The following is a 16,200-nucleotide window of genomic DNA, read 5'->3' as shown; positions in this document are numbered from 1 at the left end:
GCCACGCCCTCGTGGTTCGAGGGGCGCTACGCTCCCGCCTCACCATGAGGACTGTTGGAGCACCGCGTTCAAAGTAACCCTCATGGTGAGGTGCGCGTTCTTCACGCCTCGAACCATCCTGAGCTTGTCGAAGGAGGGCGGGGCACGATAGTTCAACAAAAACGCCGGGGCTCACACCCCGGCGCTTCCATTTACGCCACCAACCCCTTGGTCAGCTCCAGCGCCTGCCGTTCGAACAGCCGGCGATAGATGCCCCCCTTGAGGCGGATGAGCTGGTCGTGGTCGCCCTCCTCGACAATCCTGCCCTTGTCGAAGACCAGCAGCCGGTCCAGGGCCCGCACTGTCGACAGCCGGTGGGCGATAACCAGGGTCGTGCGTCCCACCATCAACCGTTCCATCGCCTGCTGGATCTGCACCTCGCTCTCGCTGTCGAGGCTCGATGTCGCCTCGTCCAGGATCAGCACCGGCGCATCGGCCAGGAAGGCCCGCGCAATGGCGACACGCTGGCGTTCCCCGCCCGACAGCTTCACGCCCCGCTCGCCGACCAGGGTCTCGTAGCCCTTGGGCAGGTCGAGGATGAAGTCATGCGCATTGGCCTGCATTGCCGCCAGCTCGATCTCGGCGCGCGTGGCGTCGGGACGGGCATAGGCGATGTTCTCGGCCAGCGTGCGGTGGAACAGGATGGGCTCCTGCTGCACGATGGCAATCTGGCCGCGCAGACTGGCCTGCTCCACTTCGGCGATGTTCTGCCCGTCGATGGTGATGGCGCCGGACTTCACGTCGTAAAGCCGCTGGATCAGCTTGACGAAGGTGGTCTTGCCCGAGCCCGAATGACCCACCAGGCCCACACGTTCGCCCGGCGCGATGGTGACCGAGAAATCGCGATAGAGCGGCGTCGGGTGGGCGCCATACTGGAAGGTCACGCGATCGAAAGCGATCTCGCCCTTGCCGATGGCAATGGCCTTGGCGTCGGCTCTGTCATCGATCCCCAGCGGCGTCCTGTCGAGCGCCACCAGTTCCTCCATGTCATTCACCGCCCGCTGCAGGTTGCGGATATGCTGGCCCACGTCCCGCAGGTAGCCCTGCAGCACGAAGAACATGGCCAGGACGAAGGTGATGTCGCCCGGACTTGCCAGCCCGCGCTGCCACATCAGCAACCCGGTGCCGAGAATACCGGCCTGCATCGTCACCATCATGAAGCCCTGGATAGTGCCGCTCAGCGTGCCGCGCTTCCAGGTGCGGCGGGTGCGGGTGTCCCACTTGCCCAGCACGTGGCGCAGGCGGGATTCCTCGCGCGTTTCGGCGCCAAAGGCCTTGACCACCGAGTTGCAGCTCACCGCATCGGCCAGCGCGCCGCCAAGGCGCGTGTCCCAGGCATTGGCCAGGCTCGCCGCCGGCGACACGAAACCCATGGAGAGCGCCACGGTGACGCCGATATAGACGACCGAGCCCAGCCCCACGACGAGACCCATGACCGGCCAGTAGGAGCCCAGGATCACCGTCGCGCCCACCAGCATGACCACCGATGGCAGCAGCGCCACCAGCAGCACGTCATTGAGCGAATCCAGCGCCCACATGCCACGGGTGATCTTGCGCACGGTCGAACCGGCAAAGCTGTTGGCATGCCAGTCGGTCGAGAAGCGCTGCACCCGGTGGAAGCCGTTATTGACGATATCGGCCATCATCCGCAGCGTCAGGCGGATGACGCCCTGGAAGATGAACCAGCGCAGCACCACGCTGGTCAGCCCCAGGCCGACCACGATGGCGAAGGCCCGCAGGGCAGCATCGGCGCCACCATTCGTCCCGCCGGCAATGGCATCGACGATCTGACCCGAAAACATGGGCACCATGACTTCGGCCAGCGTCGAGGCGATGACCAGCGCGCAGATGACGCCGACCAGCGGCAGCCTGCCGGACCAGTGGCGGAAGGTAAAGCCGAGCACGTTGCGATAGGCATCGGCGCGGAAATCGAGTTTCTTGCGACTCATATTGGCAGCCCGGTCCCGTTATCCGGCAACCGGCCCTCAAAAGCAGGGGATGAAAGGCACAGCCGGAACGGAGGACGAAATGATCCCCGTCAGATCAATTGGGCTGTGATGAAGAGAAGAACCGCGGGCGGCTGGCCTGTTTGGCGGGCCGCGGATGGCGACGACCTAACGTCGTGTGTCGCCCATGGGGAGTTCGGTGAATGTGCCTGCCATACAACGCCTCCCTTGTTCGATCTGAAGCGGTGGACGTTTTGTAGCGAAACCGTTCGGACTTGCCAACGGGGTATTTTGCAGCGTTGCAACAGATGATGCAGGAAAGACACAGAGATTGGGCGCCACCGGCCCCACCCTCCCCCTTAGGGGGAGGGCGGGAGTATGGTTCCGCAAACACAGCGCCGTGACTCAGCCCACCCTCGATCCCTCCCCACAAGGGGGAGGGAAGAACGACTGATAGATCGCCGCCAGCAAATTTCCCCGCCCTCCGGGTGGCGCAGCGCCCCCTTCCGGGATTACCCTCCGCCCCAACCGATTCAAAACCAAGAGGCATTCGCCCAAATGACCATCGATCCCGTCAAGCTCGACAAGCTCGCCCAGGTTGCCATCAAGGTGGGCCTGCAACTGGCCGAGGGCCAGGATCTGGTGATGACCGCGCCGATGACCGCCGCCCCGCTGGTCCGCCGCATCACCGAGCATGCCTACAGGGCCGGCGCGGGCGTCGTCACCACCATCTATTCCGACGAGGAAGCCACCCTGGCCCGCTACAAGCATGCCAATAGCGCCAGCTTCGACAAGGCGGCGGGCTGGCTCTATTCGGGGATGGCGGAAGCCTTCAAGGGCAACGCGGCGCGCCTCGCCATTGCCGGCGACAACCCGATGATGCTGGCCGGGCAGGATCCGGACAAGGTGAGCCGCGCCATGCGTGCCAATTCGGCCGCCTATAAGCCTGCCCTCCAGCTCATCACCGGCTTCGATATCAACTGGAATATCGTCTCCTATCCCAGCGCCGCATGGGCCAGGCTGGTCTTCCCCAATGACAGCGAGGAAGAAGCGGTGACCAAGCTGGCCGACGCCATCTTCAAGGCATCGCGCGTCGATCAGGACGATCCCATCGCCGCCTGGAAGGAGCACAATGCCAATCTCAAGGCGCGCTGGACCTGGCTCAACGGCAAGAGCTTCTCCGCCCTCAAATATACCGGCCCCGGCACCGACCTCACGGTCGGCCTGGCCGATGGTCACCGCTGGAAGGGCGGTGCTTCGGAAGCCAAGAACGGCATTACCTGCAACCCCAACATTCCCACCGAGGAAGTGTTCACCACGCCACACAAGCTGCGCGTGGAAGGCCATGTGTCCGGCACCAAGCCGCTCAGCCACAATGGCGCGCTGATCGAGGACATGCAGGCCCGCTTCGAGGGCGGCAGGCTGGTCGAGTTCAAGGCGAGCAAGAACGGCGACCTGTTCAACAAGGTGCTCGATACCGATGAAGGCGGCCGCCGCCTGGGCGAAGTGGCCCTGGTGCCGCATTCCTCGCCGATTTCGGCCTCAGGCATCCTGTTCTTCAACACGCTCTACGACGAAAACGCCTCCTGCCACATCGCGCAGGGCCAGTGCTATTCGGACTGCTTCGTGGGCGGCAAGAACCTCACCCAGGACCAGATTTCCGCCCAGGGCGGCAACACCTCCAACATCCACATCGACTGGATGATCGGCAGCGACAAGATCGACATCGACGGCGTCCATGCCGATGGCAGCACCGAGCCGGTGATGCGCGGCGGCGAGTGGGCCAACTGACAGCCAGGGCGCCAGGGAGGGCCGGCATGAAGAGACTATTGTCGATTTTGAGCCTGCTCACCCTGGCGCAGCCCGCTTTGGCCCAGACGGTGCTGGACAGTGACTTCACGATCTCGGTGCCCCGCGCACCGGGGCAGGATGACGTCGTCGAAAGCACGACGCTGGTGCCGCTGCTCGCGGGCACCTGCTACGACTGGCACCTGCGCCTCGGCAAGGTGAAGGGCGCGGTGGAGGTAACCGAAATCTACACCCTGCCCGCAGCGCCTGCGAGCTGGGGCCTCGGCGAAGGCAGCCTCACGGTCATTTCCGACGACCAGCGCACCGCCACGACCCCGCTGACCCTTACGCCCGAGGATGGCTGGATCTGGAGCGGCTGGTGCGTGGCGGATGGCGATCCCGAGGGCGATTATCGCATCGACTTCAAATCCGGCGATCGCCTGCTCAAGACCTTCGAATTCGAACTGCGGAACATGTAGAACCGCCATAAACAGGAGAGCCCGAACAATGGCCCGTGTCAGCCCCGACCGTATCGCCGTTTCCACCTGGTCGCTGCACCGCCTGCTGGGCGCGATCTATCCGCACGACCTCACCACCACCGAGATCGGGGCGGAACAGCAGGCCTATGGCGAGGGCGAGGAATCCCTGCTCGGCCTGCCTTCGGTATTGGCCAATCACGGTTATCACCGCCTCGAAATCGTCTCCTTCCACCTGCGCAGCCGCGACAAGGTCTATCTGGGCGAACTGCGTGACCAGCTCAAGATTTCCAATGTCCGGCTGCAGACGCTGCTGATCGATGCCGGCGATATCAGCCATCCCGAGCATGGCGCCCGCGATACCGCATGGGTTGCGAGCTGGATCGAGACTGCCAATGAGCTGGGCGCCGACAATGCCCGCATCATCGCTGGCAAGCAGAAGCCGACCCGCGATGCGCTCGACCGCTCGGTCAAGGCTCTGACCGCGCTGGCCGATGGCAATGCCGGCTCATCGGTACGTCTCGTCACCGAGAACTGGTTCGACCTGCTGGCCGAGCCTGCCCATGTCCACTATCTGCTCGACAAGCTCGATGGCCGCGTCGGCCTCCTGGGCGATTTCGGCAATTGGGGCGGGGCAACCAAATATGCCGATCTCAAGTCGATCTTCGGCCGGGCCGAACTCTGCCATGCCAAGGCCAGCTTCATCGATGGCGATCTCGACGAAGCCGACTATGGCGCCTGCGTCACCCTGGCCGAGGAGGCCGGCTACAAGGGCCCCTATACGCTGATCTTCGACAGCGACGTTCCCTCCGAATGGCATGGCCTGTCCACCGAGAGTGACTTCATCACATCGCGCGACGTGTAACCCCGCTTAAGCCAGTTATTAAGAGAGTGTCGCGCAGAGTGGGCCTATGTCCGCCCGCACGTCGAAAAATGCCGCCCCGACCATCCTCCGCTTCGAGCGGATCGGCTCGATGCTGGCCAAGATCGTCGACAATGCCGCGGTCGGCATGGTGGTGTCCGAAATGGACGGCCGCATGGTCTATGCCAACCGCGCCTTTGTCGATCTGCTGGGGCACCGCATCGATGAAGCCGCCGATGACAATATCCTCGAGCTGATCCATCCCGATGACAGCGCCGCCGCCCGGCAGCGGCTGAGCCTGCTGATGCGGGGCGAGGCCGGCGAATATCGCGGCGAGCACCGCTTCCGCCATGCCGATGGCGGCCCGCTCTGGGTGATGGTCGCTGCCTCGGTGCTGCGCTCGGACACGACCGGGCAGCCGCTCTATCTCATCACCCAGATCACCAGCATCGAATTGCAGAAGAAAGCCGAAGAGGCCCTCGCCCATTCCGAAAGCCGCTGGAATTTCGCGCTGGAAAGCGCGCGCCAGGGCGTTTGGGACCATGATATCCGCACCGACACCATGTTCTATTCGCGCATGTGGCGCGTCATGCGCGGCATTCCGCCCGACGAGGACGTGGATGGCGACCAGGCCAAGTGGCTGGCCCGCATCCACCCCGATGACCTCAAGCATGTCATGGACAATGTCGACCGGCAGGATCAGGGCGATGCCAGCTTTGACGCGCTCGAATATCGCGAGCGCACCCGCGACGGCAGCTACATCTGGATTCTCAGCCGCGGCAAGCCGGTGGAGTGGGACGAGCAGGGCAATGCCGTGCGCACCCTGGGCACCGATACCGACATTACCCGCCTCAAGACCATCGAGCTGGAACTGGCGGCCGAAAAGGAACGCCTGCGTGTTACCCTCGATTCCATCGCCGATGGCATGATCTCGACCGACGAAAACGGGCGCATCGTGTTCATGAATCCGGCCGCCGAACTGCTGACCGGCTATAGTTCGACCGCCGCGGTCGGCAAAGAAGTCCGGGACGTTTTCATCCTGCGCGATGGCGTAACCGGGGAGGCCCAGGACTGCCCCGTGGCCATTTGCCTTGCCACCGATCAGCCGGCACATCTGGACGACGACATGATCCTGGTCGGCAAGAGCGGCAGCGAGCGCGATATCCGCTGCACCGCCGCCCCGGTGCGCACGCCATCGGGCAAGTTGACCGGCGCCGTACTGGTGTTCCAGGACGTGACGCAGAGCCGCGCCATGCAGCGCGAACTGGCCCATTCGGCCACCCATGACGACCTGACCGGCCTGCCCAACCGGGCGGCCTTCGAGCGCGCGCTGAACGGCGCCATCGGCTCGGCGCGCGACAGCGGCCGCCGCCATTGCCTGCTCTATATCGACCTCGACCGCTTCAAGCCGGTCAATGACAATGCCGGCCACGCCGCCGGCGACGCCCTGCTCAAGCAGGTGGCACAGACCATTCGCGGCTCCTGCCGCAGCCACGACGTGGCGGCCCGCATCGGCGGCGACGAATTTGCCGTACTGCTCAATGACTGTCCGGCCGAAGTGGGCCAGCGCATCGCCGAAAAAGTGGTGCGCGCCATCGCCGCGCTCGCCTTCACCTGGGCCGGCCGCACCTATCACATCGGCGCCAGCGTGGGCCTGACCATGGTCACCGGCCGCCCTGCCTCACCCCTCGGCTTCATGGGCGAAGCCGATGCCGCCTGCTACGCCGCCAAGGCCCGCGGCCGCGGCATGGCGGTCGCCTACGGGGAGTTGTGAGCAATGCCTGTTCGACGCCTCACACCAGCGGCTTCAAATCCGCCAATAGCGTCGGGATCAGTTCGCTCACCGTCGGGTGGATATGCACCGTGTACATCATGGTCGGATAGGGCGTGCCCGCCGCCATCAGTTGCAGCAGCGAATGAACCACCTCGTCGCCGCCGATACCCAGGATGGCAGCACCGAGAACCTGCTTGCTCTCGGCATCGACCAGCACCTTCATCAGCCCCTGCGTTTCGCCCCGCTCCTTGGCGCGGCTGACCCTGGCCATCGGCATCACGCCCATCAGCGCCTTGCGGCCCGATTTGCGGACCTCGGCCTCACTCATGCCGATGCGGCCCAGCGGCGGATCGATGAACAGGCCATAAACCGGAATCCGGCCCGCAATCGAGCGCCTGCCGCCATCGATCACATTATCGGCGACGATTTCGAAGTCGTTGTAGGAGGTATGGGTGAAGGCGCCGCGCCCGTTGATGTCGCCCATGGCCCAGATGCCCTTGACGCCGGTGCGCAGGTTGTCGTCCACCGCAATATAGCCGCGCGCATCGGTCTTGATGCCGGCGGCAGCCAGGTTGAGGTTGGCGCTGTTGGGGGTGCGGCCCAGCGCCACCAGCAGATGCGTGCCCTCGATGGAAGCCAGCCGATCCGGGCATTTGAGCGACAGCAGCACGCCATGCCCGGCCTTGGCCACCGCCTCGACCGTGGTGCCGAACATGAACGTCACGCCCTCGGCTTCGAGGGCGCCGCGAATGGCGGCGGAAATGTCCGGGTCTTCGCGCATGGCAGGCCGGGATCCGCGTTCGATCACCGTGACCTTGGAGCCGAAGCGCGCATACATCTGCGCGAATTCGAGCCCGATATAGCTGGCGCCGACGATGATCAGGTGCCCCGGCAGCGTGTCGAGATTCATCATCGACGTATTAGTCAGGTAGGGCACGCTCTTGATGCCGGGCCAGGACGGCACGCTGGCCGTAGCGCCGGTATTGATGAAGATTTGCGGGGCCGTCAGGCTGCGCTTGCCGACCTTGACCTGCGTGGGCGAGGCGAAGCTGCCTTCGCCCTTGATATATTCGAGCGTCTTGATGCCACCCAGCCAGTCGGTGAGGCTCTTGACCGAAGCGCCGACCACCGCATCCTTGCGCGCCTTGACCGCCGCCATGTCCACCGTGACCGGTCCCTTGACCACGACGCCGAACTGGGCAGCGTGGCGGGCCGCCCAAGCGGCGCGGGCGCTGGCCACCAGCGTCTTGGTGGGGGTGCAACCGTCATTGACGCAGGTGCCACCCAGATGTTCGCGCTCGATCAGCGCCACCTTGCGTCCGGCCCCTGCCAGCCTTGCGGCCAGGAAGGGGCCGGACTGGCCTGCACCGATGATAATGGCGTCGAATTGTTCCGACATGACCGCCCCTCCAAATCTTTGGCAAGTCTATGACTATGCAAGGCAATATGCCAGCGGGACATTCGTCACTGCTCTGGAAAACGGCGCGCTGCGGAACCGGCACGATCGCACCCCACCCCCGATGTCATCCCGGCCTTGGGCCGGGACCCCAGGGTGGATCGAGGCTAAACATCCCCACCATTCCGGGTTCACTCGACGCCTCCGCAGTCACGGAGCAGGCTTGCCTCCCCTTGTGGGGAGGGCGTGAGGGTGGGGGTATTCACCAAGCACCGACTTATCCATCTTATCCCCCCGGCTTCGCTGCCGCGCAGGTTCGAGTAGCGGCCGCTCCCTTCGAGCGTTTGGGACGCGCGATCACCGTCTACTGCTCCAAAAACCGGCACCCCGAGGCGGTTTCCGTCTCACTACTAAATTACTCAGGGGCGTCAGCCGTCTCGGGGTCCGCCCATCCATGACAACCGCAATCCAGGCGGCGCTTTCGTATGCCCGATTGACACCACCGCCCCCCCGGCTATGGTCCGCTCCGCATCTCAGCCAGGAATTTTCTTCATGTCCCATACCGATCTCGCCAAGACCATCGATGACGCCTTCGAGGCGCGCGCCGAGATCACGGTCCACACGCAGGGGCCGGTACGCGAGGCCGTCGAGGAGGCCTTGCGTCTCCTCGATAGCGGCAAGCTGCGCGTGGCCGAAAAGGCCAACGGCGCCTGGCAGGTCAATCAATGGCTCAAGAAGGCGGTGCTGCTGAGTTTCCGCCTCAATGACAACAAGCTGGTCGAGGGCGCGCCGGGTGGCTCGCATTACTGGGACAAGGTGCCCACCAAGTTCGAGGGCTGGAGCGAGAACACGTTCCGCGAGGCGGGCTTCCGCGCCGTGCCGGGCGCCGTGGTGCGCAGCCCTGCCTTTATCGGCCGCAACGTGGTCCTGATGCCCAGCTTCGTCAATGTCGGCGCCTATGTCGACGAGGGCACCATGGTCGATACCTGGGTCACCGTGGGCTCCTGCGCGCAGATCGGCAGGAACGTGCATATTTCGGGCGGCGTCGGCATTGGCGGCGTGCTCGAGCCGCTGCAGGCCGGGCCGGTGATCATCGAGGACAATTGCTTCATCGGCGCCCGTTCCGAAGTGGTCGAGGGCGTGGTGGTGGGTGAAGGCTCGGTCATTTCCATGGGCGTCTTCATCGGCGCCTCGACCAAGATCGTCGACCGCAATACCGGGGAAATCCATATCGGCAAGGTGCCGCCCTATTCCGTCGTCGTCTCCGGCTCGCTGCCCGGCAAGCCGCTGCCCAATGGCAATCCTGGGCCGAATCTTTACTGCGCCGTCATCGTCAAGACGGTGGACGCCCAGACCCGCAGCAAGACCGGCATCAACGACCTGCTGCGCGATTGAGGCGGACTCTGGCGGGGAATCTGCGATTCACCTAGGATGTCTCACGCCGGATGGGTCCCGGCTGTCTGATTTCCGAGGGGGAAGATCATGGACACACTCGTATCACTCTACACGACGACCGACGGACGTATCTCGCGCAAGCAGTGGTGGCTCGGCGTTGTCGGGCTCGTCATCGCCAGCATCGTGCTGGCAATCATCCTGGGCCTGGCAGGCTTGGGCGGCACATCAGGCTGGGGGCAGCTCATCAGCTTTGTCGTGCTGTTCTATCCCGGCTGGTGCATCGGCATCAAACGCCGGCAGGACCGCGACAACAATGGCACGGACTTCAAGGTGCTGATGGGCGTTTCGGGCCTGCTGACGCTGCTGCAGGCTCTCGGCATCGGTGTCACCATGACGGATATGGGCAATGGCATGATCGTGCCAATGCCTGATATGTGGATGTCGACCCTGTTCCTGCTGCTGGGCCTGTTCGGCCTCTACATGCTGGTGCAGCTTGGCTTCCTCAAGGGTACGCCCGGCGCCAACAGCTACGGTGCCGATCCGCTCGGCTACGCCGCAGCCTGAACCAGAAGGACGGGACATCTCGTGACGCCGACTATCGCGGACGATCCCGTCCAACTGCTCAAGCAGCTCATCGCCTGCCCCTCGGTGACGCCCGAGCAAGCCGGCGCACTCGACGTTCTCGATCGCGCCCTGAGCGCGATCGGCTTCACCGTCACCCGCCTGCGCTTCGAGGGCGATGGCTCCTACCCCGTCGACAATCTCTTCGCCATCCGCGGCACCGGCGGCCGCAAGCTGCTGTTTGCCGGCCATACCGACGTGGTGCCGCCGGGAGACCTGGCCGGTTGGACCAGCGACCCCTTCACCCCGCGCGAGGCCGATGGCAAGCTCTATGGCCGGGGCGCGGCCGACATGAAATCGGGCATATCGGCCTTCGTCGCCGCCGCGGCCGCCATTCCCGCCGATGCCGGCACGATCATGCTCGCCATCACCAATGACGAGGAAGCCGACGCCATCAACGGCACCGAAAAGCTGATGGCCTGGGCCGGGGCGCAGCAGCACCATTTCGATTTCGCCATCGTGGGCGAACCCAGTTCGGCAGCCCTGCTGGGCGACAGCATCAAGATCGGCCGGCGCGGTTCGCTGTCGGGCACCATCACCGTCGGCGGGACGCAGGGCCATGTCGCCTATCCCGACAAGGCCAACAACCCGCTGCCGGCGCTGGCCCGGATCGTGACAGCTCTGGATACGGTCATCGACGGCGGCAGCGAACATTTCCCTGCGACCAATCTCGAAGTCACCTCGATCGATGTCGGCAACGCCATCTCCAACGTCATCCCGGCCTCCGGCACGATCAGGTTCAACATCCGCTACAATGACCTGTGGACACCGGAGACCCTGGCCGACTGGGTACGCGGGCGCATCGCCAGCGTCGATCATGCCGGTGCAACCGTGACCTTCGCCGTAGCCGGCGTGCCATCGCGCTCGTTCCTGTCGCCGCTCAGCGACGATGTCGACCTGCTGTCCGACGCCATTGCCGGCATTACCGGACGCCGCCCGGAATTGTCGACCGGCGGCGGCACCTCGGATGCCCGTTTCATCGCCCAATATGGCCCGGTGGTGGAATGTGGCCTTGTCGGCCCCTCAATGCACAAGGCGGACGAGCACATCGCTATCGCCGACCTCACCGGGTTGACCGATATCTACCGCGCCTTCATGGTCCGCTTCTTTGGAGCGAGGGCATGAAGATCTGGGCCACGCTGCGCAACGCCGCCATTGGCTGGGCGATGCTGCTGGGCGGCAAGGCCGGCTGGCGCGAGCATTTCAAGCGCACGGCGCCGGGCCTGGCGACGGCCCTGGCGATCTTCGCCTTCGTCACTTTCCTTGCCGTCATCATCGTGGCCATCGGCACCGATATTCCGGGCCTGTTCGCCATCGTGGCGGGCATGTTCGCGCTGGCCTTGCCGCTGGTCGCCATGGTGCTGGTCCTGCTGGGCACGCGCAACATCGTGCACAGCACCGAGCCGGTGCTTGACCTGCTGGTGCCCAGCACATACGCGCTTATGGCTTTCATCGTCATCGAGGGGCTGCTGGCGAGCCTGATCGGCGGGCCGGTGGTGATGCTGAGCTGGCTGGCGCTGGGCTACCTGCTCTATCGGCTGGCGCGCGCCGCAACCGGCTGGCCTGTGGCCATATCCCTCGGCTTTGCAGTTTTGAGCGTGCTGCTGCTTGTCGCCATGCGGCAGGCACTCTACATGCTGAGCAGCATTGCCGGTTCTCCCACCTGATCATCGAGACAAGCCCTTGGCCCAACCGACCACGACCTTCCTCGATGAACTGATGGCTGCGGCACGCGGCTGCATCGCGCTGCTTGTCGGCAACCGGCAGGCCCCATCCTATTTCGATTTCAGCCAGCGCGGCCTGATCGGCAGCCTCATCGCCGTCACAATCGCCATCGGCCTGGCGGGTTTCGGGCCACGCCTTACCGGCATAGACCTGCCGCCGGGCGCGGCAACGCAGTCCATCATCGTCAACGCCGCCCTGTTCGTCGCCCAGGCCCTCACGGCCTTTGTCGCCCTGCGGCAGATGGGCCGCCAGGACGGGTTCATCCCCTATCTCGTCGCTTCCAATTGGGTGACCTTGGCCTCGGCATTGCTGCTGCTGGCATCGACGCTGCTCGGCCCGGCCGGCGTCATTATCCTGGTGCTGGTGGTGATCCTGGCGCTGGCGACCTTCATCAATATCGGCCGCTTCATCGTTACGCTGACGGCCCTGCAGATCGGCATCCTGTTCATTTCGCAGGCCGTCGGCGTGTTCCTGGCGCTGGCCGTGGTCGCCGTTATCCTCGGTCCACCGCCGGTCTAGTAATCTATACGTGTCAGGTAGAGCCCCGACGATGGGGCCATGGCGCCGCAGCGGCGGCGGTCCCTGGCATCGAGAGCGGCGCGAAAATCGACGGGCGACCACTTGCCTTCGCCGACCATGCGCAGCGAGCCGACCATCGAGCGCACCTGGTGATGCAGGAAGCTGCGGGCGCGGGCCGAGATCACGATGTGATCCAGCTCCCGCCGCACCGAAAACTTATCCAAGGTCCGCAAAGGCGAGTTAGCCTGGCACTCCGATGAGCGGAACGTGGTGAAGTCATGCGTGCCCAGGATCAGGCCAGCCGCATGATCCATGGCATCGGCATCGAGGTCCATGGGCAGGTGCCAGACATGATCGCGCTCAATCACCGGCGGGGCACGCCGGTTGAGGATGCGGTATTCGTAGTGCCGCGCCTTGGCCGAAAACCGCGCCTCGAAATCATCCCCCACCGCCTCGGCGAGGATGATCGCCACCGGGTCGGGCCGCAGGTGATAGTTCAGCGCCTCGCGGATGCGAAACGGATCCCAATCCTTGCTCAGTTCGAAATGGGCCACCTGCCCCAGCGCGTGCACGCCTGCATCGGTCCGGCCAGCTGCCTGCGTGGCCACCGTTTCACCCGACATGGCGTGGATGGCTTCTTCCAGCGCCTGCTGCACGCTGGGCCGGTCGGCCTGGCGCTGCCAGCCCGAAAACGGGGTTCCGTCATATTCGATGGTGAGCCTGTAGCGTGGCATCTAGCGGACAGCCGGCGGCAATGCCCCGGCGCCGCGCAGGAAGGTTGCCGCATCCATGGCGCCCTTACCCTCGCGCTGCAGCTGGGTCACGCGCACCGCGCCGCTGCCGCAGGCGATGGTCAGATTGTCCAGCAGGGTGCCCGGAGCACCGGCGCCCTGCGCAATGGTCGAGCGCAAGGCCTTGATGCGCACCGGCTTGCCACCCAGCTCCAGCTCGAACCAGGCGCCGGGAAACGGCGACAGCCCGCGAATGTGGTTGTGCACGTCATGCGCCGGCCGCGACCAGTCGATGCGGGCCTCGGCCTTCTCGATCTTTTTGGCGTAGATGGCGCCCTCTTCGGTCTGCGGCTTGAAATCGAGGCTGCCGCGTTCGAGCGCTGCCAGTGCCCGGCCCATCAGGTCGGCCCCGACCCGCATCATCTGGTCATGCAATTCGCCCGCCGTCATGTCGGGGCCGATGGGGATCATGTCGGCCAGCGCCACCGGACCAGTGTCGAGCCCCTCGTCCATCCGCATCACCATGACGCCGGTCTGCGCATCGCCGGCCATCACCGCCCGCTGGATCGGCGCGGCGCCGCGCCAGCGCGGCAGCAGCGATCCATGAAGGTTCAGGCACCCCAGTTCGGGCGCATCGAGAACCGGCTTAGGCAGCAACAGGCCGTAGGCGACGACAATGCCGACATCGGCGCCGTGGCTGGCAAAGATGATCTGCTCGGCCTCACCCTTGAGCGATTTCGGCGTGAAGACCGGAATCCCGAAACCCTCGGCCGCCAGATGAACCGGCGACTTGCGCTCCTCCTGGCCACGTCCGGCCGGTTTGGGCGCGCGGGTATAGACCGCGACCACTTCATGGCCCGAGGATACGATTTCGGTAAGGGTGGGAACGGAAAAATCCGGCGTGCCCATGAAGACGACGCGCATTGTGCTCTCTCTTTCTTCCCTTCTCCCCTTGAGGGAGAAGGTGCCCGAAGGGCGGATGAGGGCTTTTGCGTCATCCGCAAGCGTCGAAGCATGGGATGGCGCAGCACCCTCACCCTGGCCCTTCCGCTGAACGCGTCAGGCCGCCCCTCTCCCTCAAGGGGGGAGTGGAAGTGGCTATCCCGCCGCCCGCTTGGCAGCCTTATCAAATTTCTTGATCACCCGGTCGCGCTTCAGGCGGCTGAGATAGTCGATATAGAGCACGCCATCGAGATGATCGAGCTCATGCTGGATGCAGACGGCCAGCTTGCCCTCGGCTTCCTTGACGACTTCCTTGCCATCGAGATCGGTATATTTCACCGTGACCTCGTTGGGGCGTTCGACTTCGTAATAGAGCTCCGGAATCGACAGGCAGCCTTCTTCGGTCACCTGCATCTGGTCACCGAAATGGGTGATTTCCGGGTTGATCAGCACCATCGGGTCGGGCGCTTCGCCTTCGGGCGCCAGGTCCATCACCACGATGCGCTTCATCACCCCCAGTTGGGTGGCGGCCAGGCCGATGCCGGGCGCGTCATACATCGTATCCAGCATGTCCTTGGCCAGCGCCTTGATCTCGTCGTCGACCTCGATGATCGGATCGGCAACAGCGCGCAGGCGCGCATCGGGAATGACGAGAATGGGGCGAACAGCCATGGCAAAGGTCCGGCAGAAAGGGAGTTGCCTCTCGATATGGTATTTCCGCGCTTCCGGTCAACTCTTGTGGGCGGCGCGCAGGAGAACATTATGCGAACGCGCGAATCGCGATAGGATGTGCGGATGGACAATGTGCTCTTTATGGTCGGCGATTTTCCGGTGACGCTGGCGACTGCCATGGCTGCCGGCGTAGCCGTGATGGCGGTTCTGCTGGTTATCGGCCTTGTGGCCTCGTTACGGACCAACCGCGCCCGCGCCGAAGAGGCGCAGGCCGCGTTGGCCCGCTCGGCGGAATTGGAGAAACATCTGGCCGGCCTGATGCAGGTGCAGTCGGAAATGACCGGCCGAATGCAGACCATGTCGGAAATCTTCGGCTCACGGACCTCGGACCTGGCGCGGCTGGTCAATGAGCGGCTCGATTCCACCAGTCAGCGCGTCGGCCAGGCCTTGCAGGAAAGCCGGGCCAAGACCGACGAAGGGCTCAACAAGCTGCATGAGCGGCTGGCGGTCATCGACCGCGCCCAGTCGACCATGACATCGCTGTCCGGCGACATCATCTCGCTGCAGTCGATCCTGGCCAACAAGCAGACCCGCGGCGCCTTCGGACAGGGCCGCATGGAAGCCATCATCGGTGATGGCTTGGCGCCCAATGCCTATTCGTTCCAGACGACGCTATCGAACGGCTACCGGCCCGATTGCCTGATCATCATGCCCAATGATGCGCCCAAGTTAGTCATCGACGCGAAGTTTCCGCTGGAAAGCTGGCAGCGGATCAGTTCGGCCACCACGCCCGATGAAGTGCGGCAGGCCAATGCCGGCTTTCGCTCGGATATCGCTGTCCACGTCAAAGCCATTTCGGAGAAATACCTGCTGCCCGGCGAGACGCAGGACACCGCCTTCATGTTCGTGCCCTCGGAATCGATCTTTGCCGACCTGCATGAGCATTTCGAAGACGTCGTGCAGAAGGCTTCGCGAGCCCGCGTCGTCATCGTTTCGCCGGCTTTGCTGATGCTGTCGATCCAGGTGATCCAGGCGCTGCTGCGTGATGTCAGCATGCGCGAGCAGGCGCATCTGATCCAGAAGGAAGTGCGCGAGTTACTGGGCGATATCGCGCGGCTGGACGATCGGGTGAACAAGCTGCAGGCTCACTTCACCCAAGCCAATGCCGATATCGGCAATATCCTCACCTCCACCGCCAAGATCGCCAAGCGCGGCGACCGGATCGACGCCATGGATTTCGAGGAACCACAGCGCCTGGCCGGGGAATAATCGCATCACAATCGGCGAACCGGTTCGCCTGCCGCGCGTTCTGCC

At 64.4% G+C, this 16,200-nt stretch carries 15 protein-coding genes; 10 read left to right on the top strand and 5 right to left on the bottom strand.

Features of this window, described 5'->3' with window-relative positions; translation table 11 throughout:
* Positions 1-191: 191 nt before the first annotated feature.
* The gene (locus tag ASD04_RS15255; RefSeq protein WP_056258764.1) at positions 192-1,988 is read right to left on the bottom strand and encodes an ABC transporter ATP-binding protein; all 1,797 of its coding nucleotides are present in this window, start codon (positions 1,986-1,988) and stop codon (positions 192-194) included.
* Between the two features lie 555 nt (positions 1,989-2,543).
* On the opposite strand from ASD04_RS15255, the gene ASD04_RS15250 reads away from it, so the two are divergent.
* Genes ASD04_RS15250 through ASD04_RS15235 form a run of 4 tightly spaced genes read left to right on the top strand, consistent with a single transcriptional unit; the run spans position 2,544 to position 6,885 of the window.
* The gene (locus ASD04_RS15250) at positions 2,544-3,776 is read left to right on the top strand and encodes an aminopeptidase (protein WP_056258761.1); all 1,233 of its coding nucleotides are present in this window, start codon (positions 2,544-2,546) and stop codon (positions 3,774-3,776) included.
* A 26-nt stretch (positions 3,777-3,802) separates the two neighbouring features.
* On the top strand, positions 3,803-4,252 hold the full coding sequence (locus tag ASD04_RS15245; RefSeq protein WP_156461272.1) for a hypothetical protein: 450 nt from the start codon (positions 3,803-3,805) through the stop codon (positions 4,250-4,252).
* Between the two features lie 28 nt (positions 4,253-4,280).
* Positions 4,281-5,114, top strand: coding sequence for a TIM barrel protein (locus ASD04_RS15240; protein WP_056258756.1), 834 nt, complete (start codon positions 4,281-4,283; stop codon positions 5,112-5,114).
* 46 nt (positions 5,115-5,160) lie between these two features.
* Positions 5,161-6,885, top strand: a complete 1,725-nt coding sequence (locus ASD04_RS15235) for a PAS domain S-box protein (RefSeq protein WP_056258753.1) — start codon at positions 5,161-5,163, stop codon at positions 6,883-6,885.
* A 19-nt stretch (positions 6,886-6,904) separates the two neighbouring features.
* On the opposite strand, the gene ASD04_RS15230 is transcribed toward ASD04_RS15235, so the two are convergent.
* The gene (locus tag ASD04_RS15230; protein WP_056258751.1) at positions 6,905-8,284 is read right to left on the bottom strand and encodes an FAD-containing oxidoreductase; all 1,380 of its coding nucleotides are present in this window, start codon (positions 8,282-8,284) and stop codon (positions 6,905-6,907) included.
* A gap of 549 nt (positions 8,285-8,833) precedes the next feature.
* Here ASD04_RS15230 and dapD point away from each other — a divergent pair.
* The 5 genes from dapD (at position 8,834) to ASD04_RS15205 (ending at position 12,541) form a co-directional block, all read left to right on the top strand.
* On the top strand, positions 8,834-9,676 hold the full coding sequence (dapD, locus tag ASD04_RS15225; protein WP_056258746.1) for a 2,3,4,5-tetrahydropyridine-2,6-dicarboxylate N-succinyltransferase: 843 nt from the start codon (positions 8,834-8,836) through the stop codon (positions 9,674-9,676).
* 87 nt (positions 9,677-9,763) lie between these two features.
* On the top strand, positions 9,764-10,240 hold the full coding sequence (locus ASD04_RS15220; RefSeq protein WP_056258745.1) for a DUF805 domain-containing protein: 477 nt from the start codon (positions 9,764-9,766) through the stop codon (positions 10,238-10,240).
* A 21-nt stretch (positions 10,241-10,261) separates the two neighbouring features.
* Complete coding sequence (dapE, locus tag ASD04_RS15215; protein ID WP_056258742.1) at positions 10,262-11,422, top strand: succinyl-diaminopimelate desuccinylase; 1,161 nt, start codon at positions 10,262-10,264, stop codon at positions 11,420-11,422.
* A complete protein-coding gene (locus ASD04_RS15210; protein WP_056258738.1) occupies positions 11,419-11,964 on the top strand; it encodes a hypothetical protein in 546 nt (181 codons plus the stop codon). Before dapE ends, ASD04_RS15210 begins: the two co-directional genes overlap by 4 nt.
* 16 nt (positions 11,965-11,980) lie before the next feature.
* Positions 11,981-12,541: a hypothetical protein gene (locus ASD04_RS15205; protein WP_056258737.1), complete on the top strand. Its 561-nt coding sequence runs from the start codon at positions 11,981-11,983 to the stop codon at positions 12,539-12,541.
* On the opposite strand, the gene truA is transcribed toward ASD04_RS15205, so the two are convergent.
* The 3 genes from truA to def form a co-directional block, all read right to left on the bottom strand.
* Complete coding sequence (gene truA / locus ASD04_RS15200; protein ID WP_056258733.1) at positions 12,538-13,275, bottom strand: tRNA pseudouridine(38-40) synthase TruA; 738 nt, start codon at positions 13,273-13,275, stop codon at positions 12,538-12,540. The two genes, ASD04_RS15205 and truA, sit on opposite strands and share 4 nt — an antisense overlap.
* Positions 13,276-14,196 carry a methionyl-tRNA formyltransferase gene (fmt, locus tag ASD04_RS15195; RefSeq protein WP_056258730.1) on the bottom strand — a complete coding sequence of 307 codons (921 nt, stop codon included), beginning with the start codon at positions 14,194-14,196 and terminating at the stop codon, positions 13,276-13,278.
* A gap of 174 nt (positions 14,197-14,370) precedes the next feature.
* Entirely contained in the window at positions 14,371-14,886 is a 516-nt protein-coding gene (def, locus tag ASD04_RS15190; protein WP_056258727.1) for a peptide deformylase, read from the bottom strand.
* A 123-nt stretch (positions 14,887-15,009) separates the two neighbouring features.
* Here def and rmuC point away from each other — a divergent pair, with 123 nt between their 5' ends.
* Positions 15,010-16,155 (top strand): DNA recombination protein RmuC, encoded by a 1,146-nt coding sequence (rmuC, locus tag ASD04_RS15185; protein ID WP_056258725.1) that lies wholly within the window; start codon positions 15,010-15,012, stop codon positions 16,153-16,155.
* The last annotated feature ends 45 nt before the right edge of the window (positions 16,156-16,200 follow it).

It is taken from the genome of Devosia sp. Root436, assembly GCF_001426345.1.
In the GTDB taxonomy this organism is placed as follows: Bacteria; Pseudomonadota; Alphaproteobacteria; order Rhizobiales; family Devosiaceae; genus Devosia.
Note: the sequence above shows the minus strand (reverse complement) of the source record. Positions and strands in the feature narration are given on the sequence as shown.